Source organism: Hymenobacter metallilatus (assembly GCF_003944705.1).
In the GTDB taxonomy this organism is placed as follows: Bacteria; Bacteroidota; Bacteroidia; order Cytophagales; family Hymenobacteraceae; genus Hymenobacter; species Hymenobacter metallilatus.
The window spans coordinates 237,566-252,073 of sequence record NZ_RWIS01000005.1; the positions used below are offsets into that span (position 1 = coordinate 237,566).

Consider the following 14,508-nt stretch of genomic DNA (forward strand, 5'->3'; position numbering starts at 1 on the left):
TAGAATATACGTATTCATATAAAATAGTATAGCCGGATGCCCGTTTGCTTTGGCATGGAATATGAGTACGCGCCCCTTCGACATCCACCATCAATTGATTATTTAAATAATATGGTCCTGTCTTGAAAAAATCCTCATCCTTTTCCAAACTAATCCGTAAACTCCGGCAGATTGGTAACGCATGACGTGTTGTTCCTTTCTGTCTCACATTCAGCTTCAGAAACTTTTCCTTCTCACATAATTATGAAAAAAACTTACTTGAGTGCTGTACTACTCGGCCGCCGACCTTGGCTATGGGTTGTACTTCTGTTGAGCTTGCTGACCCCTTTGGTTACGCAGGCCCAGACGCTGAGCTACCAGGAGTCGTTTAACGGGCTGCAGGCCCGTGAATCGATGCCATCTGCCCAAGCAGCAGGTGAATTTGATGAGGATCAGTTGGTGTACAGCGGTACTGCAATTGCCTCGCCGGGAACCAATCCCAACAACAACAACCCCAGCAACTATACTGGTGCCAGTGGAGGCCGTAGTGTGGTATTCGCGGAGCCTAACCCCTCTACTGCGGGTGTACAGGTAGTAGCTGGCACCAGCTACACCTTAATCATTGATGGCCTGAACACTACCACTGCTGGTACCGGTCCTAACCCTCGCCTGGAGTTTGGCTTGTTTCGTAGTGCTGGCTCGCAAACGGCTGCTACCAACGAGTTCATTGCCGAGTATAGCCTGGATGGTGGCACCAGCTACACCAACATTGGGTTTACGCGCCCTGTAAATGGGGGCAGTTGGGAATTTGTGGCTGTAAACACGACTATTCCGGCTGCAACCAACGTGCGTATCCGCTTTACCCGGGTGGGTAATGCCAGTACGCGCCAGTACCGCCTCGACGATTTCACACTGCGGGCCTTATCTCCGGCGCTCTTCATTTCACCGGCCAGCCTGATTTTCCCGAATACTACGGTTGGTACGCAGTCGGCTCCCCAGCAGGTAACGGTAACGGGTACCGACTTGAACGGCCCGGTTACGGTAACTGCCCCAAGTGGTTTTCAGGTTCGGGTGGGCTCTAACCCTTACGCCTCTACGGTAACGCTTACGCCTGACGCAAACGGTGGGGTTAGCCAATCGGTTGACGTAGTATTTGTGCCAACTGTTACGGGCTCGTATTTCTCCCAGATCAGTGCAGCCAGTTCGGGTGCAACGACGGTTGCTACCAACGTAGCCGGTAACGCTACGGCACCGGCTCCTTCGGTAACCGTTACTCCCGCGGCTCTGCCCGATTTTGGTTCCGTGCAGGTTGGGCAGGCTTCCGCCCCCCAGACGTTTACAGTACAAGGCTCGAACCTGACCAACAACGTGGTGGTTACGCCTCCCGCTGGCTTCCAGATTCGTCTGCCAAATGGTACCTTCAGCACCGCTGCTATTACCCTGACTCCTTCTTCGGGGTCGGTTAATCAGGCCATTGAGGTTCGCTTCCAGCCAACTACTGCGGGCAATTACAGCGCACAGGTAACGGTTACCTCGACGGGTGCTTCCGATGCGGGGGTAAGTGTTAGTGGTACGGCTACGCCGGCGCCAACTGGCCCATACATTGTGGCTAACCCAACGGCTATTGATTTCGGAACGGTTTCGGCCAGTGGCTCCGCACAAACGCTGACTTTCTCCATCAACGCCGGCAACCTGACGGCTCCTTTGGTCCTGACGGGTTCGAACAACAACATCGTGTTCCGGGATGCTTCGGCCGGTGGTAGCTTTGTGAATGGTCCTATTACCATTACGCCTGCTGCTGATGGCTCAGTTTCCCTGCGTAACATCGAAGTGCAGCTGACTGGTCCAATTGCTTCAGGTCCATTCAGCGGCAACATTACTGCCTCGAGCACGGGTGCTAGCAGCGTTGTAGTAAATATCACGGCGAATAGCACAGGTAACAACTCCGTAATCAACGCTTCGGGTAACCTGAACCAGTTCTCTACGGTACCTGGGGTGGCATCGGCAGTGCAGTCGTACACGCTGTCGGGCTCTAACCTGCTCCAGGATATTACGGTCAGCGCTCCACAGTACTTCCAAGTTTCGCTGGATGCCAACTTCACTGGGGTTACTACCACTGGCAACACCATCATTGTGGCCCGCAACTCCGGATCCGATGTAACTGCTACGACTGTCTATGTTCGGTTCCTGCCTCCTTCGGCGCTGAGCTCATCGTCCCTGATTCTGAACTCCAGCAGCCCGGCTGTATCGCAAGGTATTCCGGTAGCTGGCACCAGTGAGCCAACCATCCAGATTGCCAATGCTTTCCAGGAGGTACGGAACGTAGTAATCAATACTACTTCGGCTTCTCAGGCCATGACGATCAATGCGCAGCGTGTATTGCAGCCGGTGACCATTTCCATGAACCTGTCGAGCAATCCGCTTAACCCTGGCAACACTCCTCAGTTTGAGCTGTCGTTGGACAATGTGACCTTTAGTAACTCGGTGGTGCTCACGCCCAACTCATCTACCTATAGCATTAACCAGCCTCTATACGTACGTTACAAGCCCACCTACCTGGGCTCGGCACAGTCCACTCTGCAATTCCAGAGCAATGACTTCTCCAATAAGTCGGTGCAGGCTTTCGGTGCAAATGATCTGCTGTCGGCTCGCTCCATTGATACTGAGCCCACGCAGCGCAGCACCGCTACGGTAGTTCGGAACAATACTACCGCTACGGTTACGTTTAACCTGCCCGGTAACTACGCGCAGCTTGGCTACGGTGAAGGCCGCCTGATTGTGGCTAGCACTAACTCACAGCTGCCAGCTGCCAACCAGCCCCTGGATGGCAACTCTTACCAGACGGGTAACCAGACCTACGGTCAAGGCCCACAGATTGCCCCCGGCTACTACGCGGTGTACTCCGGCTCTAACCAGACGGTAGTGGTGGATGGCTTGGATCTGGCTACTACTTACTACTTCTACACCTTCGAGTACAATAACATTGACAATAACTTCAATGTAAGCGTAATCGGGGCAGAAAACTACCTGTCGCCGCCGGTGCCGAATACCATTCCTGGTATCATTGCTCCCTCGCCGCTGCCTGTTACGCTGGTATCTTTCTCCGCTAAGGTGAAAGGCAACCAGGTGGCTTTGAACTGGGTTACCGCTTCGGAACTGAATAACAAGCATTTTGACGTGCAGCGTAGCCGTGATGGTCGCTCGTTTGAAACCATCCTGACCCGCGAAGGCAAAGGCACTACCAGCACTACTTCTACCTACAACGAGGTAGATAAGAAGCCGCTCAATGGGCTGTCGTACTATCGCCTCAAGCAGGTAGATACAGACGGTAGCAGCAGCTTCAGCTCGCCGGTGGCCATCAGCTTCCTCAACTCGGGTGAGGTAACGATGTACCCCAACCCAGTAGAAGACCTACTGACGATTGACCTGGGTGGTTCTGCTGAAGGTATGACGGTAGTTATTACCGATATGACGGGCCGTGTCATCAACACTCAAAAGCTCGGTGCCGACAGCAAGTTGAACATGACCTCGCTGCAGACTGGTACTTACTTGGTAACAGTAGGTGAGGGTGCCTCTAAGGTTACTCGCCGGGTTGTGAAGAAATAAGCAAGCCGCACTCATTAGCTAGAAAAAGCGCCTCCCGTACCAACGGGAGGCGCTTTTTTTGTTATGGCGCAAAGCATAACCATTCGGTAATATTGGACAACTGCTTGAGAGCCCGCTTAGTGGCAATTTTGTACCTTACATAGCGTAACTGTTCAGCTTCCTGCCACACCCTTTGCTCCTAGGTACATGCCACAACCCTACTTCTCCTTTCTCTCTGGCCGCCCCAAACTGTTAGGGCGGCTTTTATTTATACTCCTGCTTTGCCCCTTGGCAGGGTGGGGGCAAAGTACCATTTTCAATGTAGCAGGAGGCGGGGCTGCGCCAACTGGCTGGACACTGCAAAACAATAACGTAACCCAGCCAATAGATCAAACAAGCTATTGGCTGATTGAGACAAACCCGACTGATGTAATCACAACCGCCAGCTATGACCTTACGGCCTATACGTCGGCTACCTTTACGGTAGATGTAGCCACCTATGGTAGCGGGGGGAATAATCCGGCCAAAGTTGAGGTTTCCTATAATGGCGGCAGTTCGTACACGCAAACTGCTACTACCGCCACTCCCACCTCCTCCACATATGTGACGACTACTAGCATATCCCTTTCATCCGTTAGTGATAAGGTAGTGCTACGTTTCACTAATAATGGAACAACCGGCAGGGGGGTGAGGATGCGAAACTTCAAACTTGTTGCTGCCTCTCCCAACCCCACCCTGACGCCGAACCCGACTACTCTGACGGGGTTTACCTATGTAGTAGGCAGCACTACTTCCGCTTCCAAAAACTTTGCCCTTACGGGTAGCAACCTCACGGCAGGCTCGGCTATTGTTGTTACAGCCCCCGCTGATTATGAGGTATCGACGGATAACAGCACGTTTGGGAATACGGCAACCCTGGCTAATACGGCCGGAGGAACTCTGGCTTCAACCACCATCTACGTGCGGCTAAAACTCGGGCTGGCAGTGGGTAACTACAATGGCCAAACCATAACGATTAGTGGGGGAGGTACTGCCACGGCAGCCACCGTGACAGTGAGCGGTACCGTTACAGCTGCCCCCGCCCTAATAGTTGCGCCGGGAAGTTTGAACGAGTTTACCACACCGCAAGGCACTGCTTCCGCGGCGCAGACTTACACGCTAACCGGCACCGATCTGACCAGTGGTGTAACCGTAACGGCCCCCAGCGGCTACGAGGTGGCACAGAGTGCTACATCCACTACCACACCCGGCAGCTTCACCGGCTCACTTACTGTAAGCCAGACGAATGCCGCCACCGGCCGCACTCTATATGTTCGGTTGGCGGCGGCTACTGCTGCCGGTACGTATGGCACCTCGGCCGCTCCTCTCACGGTGAGTAATGCTGCCAGTGGAGCTGTTACCCAAAATGTGGCCGTGTATGGTACGGTGGCACAACCAACCCCTGCCATTACCGCCACTCCCAGCAGCCTCACCGGTTTCGGAACCCAGGCAGGTACACCTTCAGCAGAGCAAACGTATAGCCTCACGCCCACGGCCCTGTCGGCACCGGTTACAGTTACGGCTCCGGCCGGCTACGAAGTGTCGTTGACTTCAGGAACTGGATTTGCCAGCAGCGTGCAAGCTCCCGCCACGGGCGCTACTACCATTTACGTACGGCTTACGGGGGCTACTACGGGCTCATTTGCGGGAAATATTACCAACGTCTCAGGTAGTGTGAGCCAGAATGTAGCAGTGAACGGCCTCGTCAGTCTGCCCCCAACCGCCGGGCAGGTGCTCATCAGTCAGGTATATGGCGGGGGCGGCAACAGCCAGGCTCCCTACAATGCCGATTTTATTGAGCTGCACAACACTACCAGTTCCGATCTGGTGGTGGGTGGCTATTCGGTGCAGTATGCCAGTGCCAGTGGCAGCAGCTGGGTTTCTCTGACTATTCCGGCCAACACGACTATAGCCGCGGGAGGGTATTATCTGATTCGGGCCAGCAACACCGGGAGCAACGGGGCCAGTTTGCCTACTCCCGACCTGACGACAAACTTTTCGATGAGCAGTACGGCGGCAAAGATTGCGCTGGTTGGTAATGCTACTCCGCTTAACGGCAGCTGCCCCAGCGCCAATGTGCTGGACCTGGTCGGCTATGGAGCTGCTGCCACCTGCGCCGAGGGGCAGCCTACTTCCGATTTGAGCAATACGACGGCCGCCCTGCGGCAGAATAGTGGCTGCCTGGATACACAGGATAACTCCACCGATTTTTCCGTTACTGCTCCAGCTCCGCGCAACTCCGCTTCGCCGGCGAATATTTGCACCCCCCAGCCCGAGATTAACCTGGCCCAGGCTGGCACTAATCTACCGGTGGGTAGTACCCTGGCTTTCGGTAGCACGGCTCAGGCCACAACTGTCAGCCTGACCGTAGATATTCAGAACAAGGGAAATGCGGTGCTGAATCTGACGGGTACACCCGTCGTGAGCATTACGGGTACACATGCAGCCGACTTTACGGTTACTCAGCCATCAGCCAGCACCGTAGCCGCCAATGGCTCGGTGTCGGTGACTGTTTCCTTTACGCCCTCCGGTGGAGGAACCCGGACGGCCACGCTGACTATTGCCAGCAATGACCTGGACGAAAACCCTTACCAGCTTACCCTGACCGGTACGGTACCAACGGCGTATACTTGGAACGGTACGGGAAGCAGCTGGGATGCCGCCGCCAGCTGGACCCCGAGCCGTACGACTCCAACTGCCCAGGACGTACTGGTGATTGATGGCAGTACCGCCACCATCACCACCGATTTTGCTTCCGGACAAAGCATTGCCCAACTCCTTATTCGTAATAATGCCAACGTTACGCTTACCAACACTGGTGCCCGCACCCTGACCATCAGCAACGGCAATACTACCGGTGCCGACCTAGTAGTGGAAGCTGGCTCCGCCCTTACGGTCACCAGCCCAAACAGCACGGGCCTGACCCTACAGCTTGGTTCTGGCGCTACGGGAGCCATTGGGGGGAGTGTAATTCTGGAAAATGGTGCTCACCGCGTGCTGGGTTCTGGAGTAGGTAGCCTGCAGTTCGTAAGCGGAAGCTCATTTCTGCAAACGGCCACTTTTAGCGGAAACGCCTTTGGCGCTACGTCAACGTATGCTGGCACAGTCATTTTCCGGAGCGGCTCCCGCCTGGAGCAGGCCGGTGGCCTCCAGCCTTTTGGTACCAGCGCCCCCAGCTCCGTCATTAGTCTTGAAGCCGGAAGTACGTATGTGTACAGCAACCCGGCCGCGTCGAACAATGTGCCCCCGCTGGCCGGCAGAACTTTCGGCCACCTGGAGTTCAACGTTGGCAGCGGGGTTACAACTACCTCCGGTGCCAACAGCAGCCTGATCATACTGGGTAACCTGACGGTGACCAGCGGAACGGTGGGACTGAATCTGGACGCCGATATTACCATCGGCGGCAATATTACCGTTGAGAGCGGCGCTACCGTAACCTTCATTCCTGAGGAAGGCGGAATAGAAACGGTTACGCTGAACGGAACGGCCCAGCAAACTATCAGTGGTAGCGGGACGCTTACATTCGGTCCAACCTCAACCCTGCGGGTCAACAATGCCGCGGGCATTGCCCTGGCCCGCCCACTGGCTGTGCAACGCCTGCAGTTGAGTAATGGACTGGTAACCACGAGCAGCGCCGCTGGCTTAACCCTGCTAAGCGGTGCCACGCTCACGGGCGGGAGCAGCAGCAGCTATATTCGTGGGCCGCTGGTGCGGCAGATAGGCACAGTTACAACGGCTACTTCCTTCCTGTTTCCAATTGGAAAAGATGGGAAATACCGCCCCTCCACGCTCACCATTACCACGCAGACGGGTACAACTTCTTACACGGCCGAGCTACTTAATCAGTCGGCCCGCACTTCCGCACTGATGGCCCCGCTCACCCGCGTTTCGGCGTTCCGGTACACCACCATCACGCCCGATGCGCAGCCGGCAGGCTTCAGTGGTACAGTCACGCTCAGCTTCGAAACCGACGACCAGGTAACTGACCCTGCGGCTGCCACTTTTGTAGTAGCCAAACGCAGCAGTGGAAGCGGGCCCTGGGAAAGTATCGGACGCACGGCCAGCTCGGGCAGCCCCACCGCCGGAACCCTTACTTCAGACGTCTTCACCACTTTTAGCGACTTTGCCCTGGCCAGCACCGCTGCAGAGTATGCGGTGAATCCATTGCCGGTTACGTTGGTGTCGTTTGAGGCCGTAGCTGCCTACCCGGCCGTACGCCTAGCCTGGGCTACAGCCTCCGAGCAGAATAACCTGGGCTTTGAGGTACAACGCTCCAGCAATGGCATTGACTTCCAGACTATTGGCCGGGTGCAGGGGCATGGCACTACCAGTCAGGGCCGGCAATACACCTTTCTGGATACTTCCGTCCCTGGTGGTACTCTGTACTACCGCCTCCGCCAGTTGGATAGCAACGGCAAATACTCATACTCCAGTGTGCGCGTGCTGAGCCAGCAACAGGTCGTGAGCCTGTTCCCGAACCCGGCGCGTACTACTGTTACCCTGCAATTACCGCTGGCTCAGCAGGCATCATACCAAATACTAAATGGGCTGGGAAGCGTGGTACTGCAGGGTGTAACGCACGGCACTACGCAGTTGCCAGTAGCCGCACTGCCCGCAGGCGTATACCAGGTACACGTTATTACTGCTGCCGGACGCTCTGTCCAAAAATTCGTGAAAGAGTAACACGACAGCAAAAAAGGCAGCTACCTGATATCAGGTAGCTGCCTGCTGGGCTTGCACAAAAAAACAAACGCCTCTGTCCATATCGGGCAGGGGCGTTTGTATGAAGCGAAGGTCGGTTACACCGAAAAGCTTTCCCCGCAGCCGCAGGTGCGGGAGGCGTTGGGGTTGTCGAAGTAAAAGCCCTTGCCGTTCAATCCATCCGAGAAATCCAGCTGAGTACCAGCCAGGTAAAGGAAGCTTTTCATATCTACCACCACCTTCACGCCTTTGTCCTCAAACTCCTGGTCCATGGGCTTTACTTCATTGTCGAAGTCGAGCTTGTAGCTCAGACCGGAACAGCCGCCGCCGGCCACCGAGGCCCGCAAACGGTAGGTAGCATCCAGCTCTGCATCCTGCATGAGCTTTTCAACTTTCTCCTTAGCTTTATCAGAAACGGTAATCATGGGGCAAAATGGCTAGTTCAGGCGTCTGCTTGTGTCACCCGAAAAGGGAATGTCGGTAGTAGAACAGCAAAGATACGGTGCTTGTTCAGAAACATTCTAAGAACTTGGGTTAAGCACCACGCTAAACACGGTAATAGTCGTCAGGTCGCGGCCGTAATACAGTTTATCCAGTGCTTCATACACATTGTGCGCCCGGAAGTAAGAAGTCTGCAGCTCTTTGTCGCCGCGGGTGCGCCACTGAATAGTATAGGAGCTTTCTTCGTCGCGGAACCGCTGCACATAGGTTAGCATCTTGCGCAGGGCATCCAGCTTGTCGTAGCCGGTTTCATACCGGAACAGGAAACTCTGTTGGTGCCGCGGATTTACCGTAATCAGGTCCAGCCGCGTCTGGCCGTCCAGCTGCCGGAACTCGAACAGCAAATTGCCCGGCCCCAGTCCCAGATATTCTTCAATCTGGCGCTGGATACGGGCACTTTCTACGTGGATATCGGTAGGGGAGAAGTCCATGCTTACAGGAGCTAGAAATCAGGAGGTAAAAAAAGGAGCTAGAGGATAAAACGACCAACCATGCAGGCAGGTACATTTTATCCTCTAGCTCCTTACTGCTTCGCTACCGGACTAGTGGTGTGATTTGGCCATTTCCAGCTCGGGAAGGCCGTTTTTTACCCGGTAGTCGTTGATGGCCGACTTAATGGCGTCCTCGGCTAGTACCGAGCAGTGAATTTTTACGGGCGGCAACGCCAGCTCCTCCACAATTTCCATGTTGTCGATGGCCAGGGCCTCATCTACCGTCTTACCCTTCAGCCACTCCGTCGCCAAAGACGAGGAGGCAATGGCCGAACCGCAGCCAAAGGTTTTGAATTTAGCGTCGGTGATGGTGTTGGTGGCTTCATCTACCTCAATCTGCAGACGCATTACGTCGCCGCATTCAGGCGCGCCTACCAAACCAGTACCTACGTTCTTTTTGCTCTTGTCCAGCGTGCCCACGTTGCGGGGGTTGCTGTAATGGTCGATTACCTTATCGGAGTAAGCCATGGCTTTTTTATTAGTTGTCAGTTGGTGGTTGTTAGTTATCAGGTAATAGTGCCGGGTGCTTTGCTAGCAACGAGCAACTATCAGCTGACAGCTAAATATTAATGCTCAGCCCACTCAATGGAGTTGAGGTCAATGCCTTCTTTGAACATCTCCCAGAGCGGCGACATCTCACGGAGCTTCGTTACGGCTTCCTTTACGTGGTTGATGGCGTAATCGATTTGCTCGTCGGTGGTGAAGCGCGAAAGGCCGAAGCGAAGGGAGCTGTGGGCGAGGTCGTCGCTGAGACCCAGGGCTTTGAGTACGTAAGATGGCTCCAAAGAAGCAGAGGTGCAAGCCGAGCCGGAGGATACGGCCAGATCTTTCACGCCCATCATCAAACCCTCACCTTCCACGTATTTGAAGCTGATGTTGGCTACGTGCGGCAAACGGTGTTCTACCGAGCCATTCACGTAGCTTTCCTCCAGTGTCAGCAGCTCCCGCTCCAGCCGGTCGCGCATGGCGCTAAGGCGGGCCGTATCGGCGGCCATTTCCTGTTTGGCCAGTTCGCAGGCTTTACCCAGGCCCACAATACCGGGCACGTTGAGGGTACCGGAGCGCATACCCCGCTCGTGGCCGCCCCCATCCATCTGGGCGGTTACTTTCACGCGGGGGTTCTTGCGGCGCACGTACAAAGCACCTACGCCTTTGGGGCCGTACATTTTGTGGGCCGTAAAGGCCATCAGGTCAATGCCATCGGCCAGCACGTCCACCGGAATCTTACCTACGGCCTGGGTGCCGTCCGTCATGAACAGGGCCCCGTGCTTATGGGCAATGGCGGCAATTTCGCGGATGGGCTGAATAGTGCCGGTTTCGTTGTTGCCGTACATAATGGTCACCAGAATGGTTTCCGGCGTCATGGCAGCTTCCAGCTCTTCCAGGCTGATGAGGCCCTCGGCGTTTACGGGCAAGTAAGTAACGCGGCCTCCCAGCTTCTCAATGTGCTTGCAGGTATCCAGCACAGCTTTGTGCTCGGTGGTGGCAGTGATGATGTGGTTACCCTTCTGGGCATACATCTCAAATACGCCTTTAATGCCCAGGTTGTCCGATTCGGTAGCCCCCGAGGTGAAAATGATTTCCTTGGGGTCACAGTTGATCAGGCCGGCAATCTGCTCGCGGGCGTAGTCCACGGCTTCTTCAGCAGCCCAGCCAAAAGGGTGGTTACGCGAAGCAGCGTTGCCGAATACCTCCGTCAGGTACGGCATCATGGCCTCCAGAACACGCGGGTCGAGGGGCGTGGTGGCGTTGTTGTCGAGGTAAATAGGTAGCTTGAGCATGGCTCGGGGTATCTGGTTTCAGCGGAGAATCATTCGCAGGTAGAACACAAAAACTTGTAAACAGGTTTTCCTTTCTTCCCACATTTGTAGCTGCAAAAGTAGAACAAAACCAAAGAAGCCGCGCTATGGCGGTTTCGTCCTTTTCAACTAATCTATGCTCACCAACCTCGAACATTTGGGCCTCGCCGTTAAAGACCTGGAAGCGGCTACTACTTTATATACTACGCTACTGGGCCAGGAGCCTTACAAGCGGGAGCATGTGGCCTCTGAGGCCGTGGATACTGTGTTTTTTCGGGTAGGCGGCTCCAAAATTGAGCTGTTGGCCGGTACCTCACCCGACAGCGCCATTACCCGCTACCTGGAAAAAAAGCCCGAAGGCATTCATCATGTGGCCTTTGAGGTAGACGATATCCGGGCGGAAATGGGGCGGCTGCGGGCCGCGGGCTTTCAGCTGCTCAACGAAGAGCCCAAGCGCGGAGCCGATAACAAGCTGGTGTGCTTCGTGCATCCCAAGTCGGCGGGTGGGGTACTGGTGGAGCTGTGTCAGAGCATCAACTAAACAGGAGTACGCATGAAGTTTTTTCGTCAGGAAGTAGACAATGCCGTGGATGCCCTGCTGATGCAGCAGGTGATACTGTATCCCACCGATACCGTGTGGGGGCTGGGCTGCGACGCCGAGGTGACGCGCGCCGTGGACCAGGTGTACAAGCTAAAAAACCGGCCCGCCGAAAAAGCCTGCATTGTACTGGTTGCCGATGAGCAAATGTTTGCCCGCTACGCCACCGTGGTGCCCCCCAACCTGACGGAGCTGCTGGCCACGCAGGAGCGGCCTACCACGTACGTGGTGCCCGGCAGCCGGCAGCTGGCCCCCAACCTGCTGGCCCCCGACGGCAGCATTGGTTTGCGCGTGGTGCAGCAGGATGAGTTTTGCCGGCTGGTAATCCGTCGGCTGGGTCACGGGCTGGTATCCACTTCTGCCAACCTGAGCGGGGAGCCTACCCCGGCTGTGTTCAGCGAAATTAACCCGGTGCTGGTGCGCAAGGCCGATTACGTGGTGAACTGGCGGCAGGATGATGAAACCCGCTCGGCGCCCTCCCGGGTTGTGCGGGTACTGGCCGATGGGGGGCTGGAAGTGTTGCGCGGCTGATGCGAAGGAAAAAGGCAAGCGTAGCCGGGTTACCTTTTGTGCCGGGAGAGTATGAAGTGCTGAATTCAACTCCAACCCATTCGACTTTTTGCCATGAAATTCTCTTTCAAATCCCTGCTCGTTCTGGCCGCATTTGCTCCTTTCGCCCTGGCTTCGTGCTCGGAGAAAACGCAGGAAAATGCTGAGGCTACTGCCGAAAGCGCAGCTAACGATGCTGCTGCCAACACCGAGGCTGCCGGCGACGCCGTTGAAAACGCTACCGACAACGCTGCTGCTGAAGTAAAGGCCGAAACTGCTCCTACCGCCGGCGACACCGCCGTGGTTCGTGACCAGCCCGCCGCTGGTGCCGTGGAGGAAACTCCCGTGAAAAAGTAGGTTCTGCCCACTCCGGCAGTACTGTTACAGCTCCTTCGGCCTGGTGCCGGAGGAGCTTTTTTGCTGCTTATACCCGGCGGCCTACCCTGCGCAGTAGCGTGGCTCCTGCTACCTTTGCCCCATGAAACAGCCCCAACTGCCCGCTTTACCCTTATTTCGCACCATTGCCGATGCCGCCGGTGAGCTGGGGTTTCCAGCCTACGTGATTGGAGGCTACGTGCGGGACCTGACCCTGGGGCGGGAAAGTAAGGATGTGGATGTGGTATGCGTGGGCGACGGAATTGCGCTGGCGCAGGCCGTGGGTCGCAAGCTGCCCGGCCGGCCCCGCGTGACGGTATTTCGGAACTTCGGGACAGCCATGCTGCCCACGCCTGAAATTGAGGTAGAGTTTGTGGGGGCCCGCAAGGAAAGCTACCGGGCCGAAAGCCGCAAGCCCGAAGTGGAAGCCGGTACCCTGGAAGAGGACCTGGCCCGCCGCGACTTCACCATCAATGCGTTAGGCCTGAGCCTCAACCCCGACACGTACGGGCAGCTAGTGGACCGCTACGACGGTATGGGCGACCTGCAGCGCAAAATCATCCGGACGCCGCTGGACCCGGATGTTACCTTCTCCGATGACCCCCTGCGCATGTTGCGCGCCATCCGGTTTGCCACCCAGCTGGATTTCGACATCGACCCCGACACCTTTGATGCGCTGGGCCGCAACAAGGAGCGTATCCGCATCATCTCGCAGGAGCGCATTACCACCGAGCTGAACAAGATTATTATGGCTCCGAAGCCCAGCTACGGCTTCAAGCTGCTGTTCAGCTGCGGGCTGCTGCCGCTCATCTTCCCGAAGATGGCCCAATTGCAGGGAGTGGAAAAAGTGGGTCAGCACGCGCACAAAGACAACTTCTACCACACGCTGCAGGTGCTGGATAACGTGGCGGCCGCCGGCGGCGACCTGTGGCTGCGCTGGGCGGCCATCCTGCACGACATTGCCAAACCGGCCACCAAACGCTACGACAAGCGCGTGGGCTGGACCTTTCACGGGCACGAGGACAAAGGCGCGCGCTGGGTGCCCGGCATTTTCACCGACTTCAAGCTGCCGCTGGGCGAGGAAATGCGCCAGGTACAAAAGCTGGTGCGCCTGCACCTGCGGCCCATTGCCTTGGTAAAGGAAATTGTGACGGACTCGGCCGTGCGCCGCCTGCTGTTTGAGGCCGGCGACGACGTGGACCGCCTGATGCTGCTCTGCCGGGCCGATATTACCAGCAAGGACCACCAGCGCGTGGCCCGCTACCTGCGCAACTTCGATGTGGTAGAGCAGAAGCTGAAGGAAGTGGAGGAAAAAGACCACCTGCGCAACTTTAAGCCCGTCATAACCGGCGAAATCATCATGGAAACCTTCGGACTCAAGCCCAGCCGGGAGGTAGGCGAGCTGAAGGAAGCCTTACTCGAAGCCATCTTGGAGGGTAAAATCCGCAACGAGTACGAGGAGGCCTTCCCGCTGCTGCTGGAGTTGGGCCAAGGCAAAGGGCTGGCTGTGGTGAAAGGATAATCTTGAGATTAAAGAGGAACGTCACTCCGAGCCCCGCGGGATTTCCCGCGCGGCTCGGAGTGACGTTTTATGTGGACCTTTTATAAACGCATTGAAGGCAGCTCCGGCCGTCCTGTTGCAGCAGGAGGGTAGGCCGGGGCTGCCTTCGGGTCTCACCTTTTCACTCACAAATGGACCCAGTACTGCGGTTGTGCTGACTCAGGGAAGTAGATACCAGAAACCGGATAATAGTTGCCTGATCAAGAACTGTTCCAGCAATATTCGGTTGCCGACATGTTGAACGGATGAAAAGCAGCAGGGTTACAGCTGGGCAGCAAGGTAAGTGCCCGAGTATCAGCCTGCACAAGCACCACTGATTTTCCCGTTGCC

At 56.2% G+C, this 14,508-nt stretch carries 10 protein-coding genes; 6 read left to right on the plus strand and 4 right to left on the minus strand.

Features of this window, described 5'->3' with window-relative positions; translation table 11 throughout:
* Positions 1 to 315 precede the first annotated feature (315 nt).
* Together EI290_RS09790 and EI290_RS09795 are read left to right on the plus strand one after the other, a co-directional pair.
* Positions 316 to 3,585: a T9SS type A sorting domain-containing protein gene (locus EI290_RS09790; RefSeq protein ID WP_185816930.1), complete on the plus strand. Its 3,270-nt coding sequence runs from the start codon at positions 316 to 318 to the stop codon at positions 3,583 to 3,585.
* Positions 3,586 to 4,257: 672 nt separating this feature from the next.
* Positions 4,258 to 8,286: a choice-of-anchor D domain-containing protein gene (locus EI290_RS09795; RefSeq protein ID WP_185816931.1), complete on the plus strand. Its 4,029-nt coding sequence runs from the start codon at positions 4,258 to 4,260 to the stop codon at positions 8,284 to 8,286.
* Positions 8,287 to 8,402: 116 nt separating this feature from the next.
* On the opposite strand, the gene EI290_RS09800 is transcribed toward EI290_RS09795, so the two are convergent.
* The 4 genes from EI290_RS09800 to EI290_RS09815 form a co-directional block, all read right to left on the minus strand.
* Positions 8,403 to 8,729 (minus strand): HesB/IscA family protein, encoded by a 327-nt coding sequence (locus EI290_RS09800; RefSeq protein WP_125429177.1) that lies wholly within the window; start codon positions 8,727 to 8,729, stop codon positions 8,403 to 8,405.
* Between the two features lie 96 nt (positions 8,730 to 8,825).
* Positions 8,826 to 9,236, minus strand: a complete 411-nt coding sequence (locus EI290_RS09805; RefSeq protein WP_125429179.1) for a hypothetical protein — start codon at positions 9,234 to 9,236, stop codon at positions 8,826 to 8,828.
* 111 nt (positions 9,237 to 9,347) lie between these two features.
* Positions 9,348 to 9,764: a Fe-S cluster assembly scaffold IscU gene (gene iscU / locus EI290_RS09810; RefSeq protein WP_125429181.1), complete on the minus strand. Its 417-nt coding sequence runs from the start codon at positions 9,762 to 9,764 to the stop codon at positions 9,348 to 9,350.
* A gap of 98 nt (positions 9,765 to 9,862) precedes the next feature.
* Positions 9,863 to 11,077 (minus strand): IscS subfamily cysteine desulfurase, encoded by a 1,215-nt coding sequence (locus EI290_RS09815; RefSeq protein ID WP_125429183.1) that lies wholly within the window; start codon positions 11,075 to 11,077, stop codon positions 9,863 to 9,865.
* 154 nt (positions 11,078 to 11,231) lie between these two features.
* On the opposite strand from EI290_RS09815, the gene mce reads away from it, so the two are divergent.
* The 4 genes from mce (at position 11,232) to EI290_RS09835 (ending at position 14,139) form a co-directional block, all read left to right on the plus strand.
* Positions 11,232 to 11,636, plus strand: coding sequence for a methylmalonyl-CoA epimerase (gene mce / locus EI290_RS09820; RefSeq protein ID WP_125429185.1), 405 nt, complete (start codon positions 11,232 to 11,234; stop codon positions 11,634 to 11,636).
* A gap of 12 nt (positions 11,637 to 11,648) precedes the next feature.
* Entirely contained in the window at positions 11,649 to 12,224 is a 576-nt protein-coding gene (locus EI290_RS09825) for an L-threonylcarbamoyladenylate synthase (RefSeq protein ID WP_125429187.1), read from the plus strand.
* A gap of 93 nt (positions 12,225 to 12,317) precedes the next feature.
* On the plus strand, positions 12,318 to 12,599 hold the full coding sequence (locus EI290_RS09830; protein ID WP_125429189.1) for a hypothetical protein: 282 nt from the start codon (positions 12,318 to 12,320) through the stop codon (positions 12,597 to 12,599).
* Between the two features lie 121 nt (positions 12,600 to 12,720).
* Complete coding sequence (locus EI290_RS09835) at positions 12,721 to 14,139, plus strand: CCA tRNA nucleotidyltransferase (protein ID WP_125429191.1); 1,419 nt, start codon at positions 12,721 to 12,723, stop codon at positions 14,137 to 14,139.
* Positions 14,140 to 14,508: the final 369 nt, after the last annotated feature.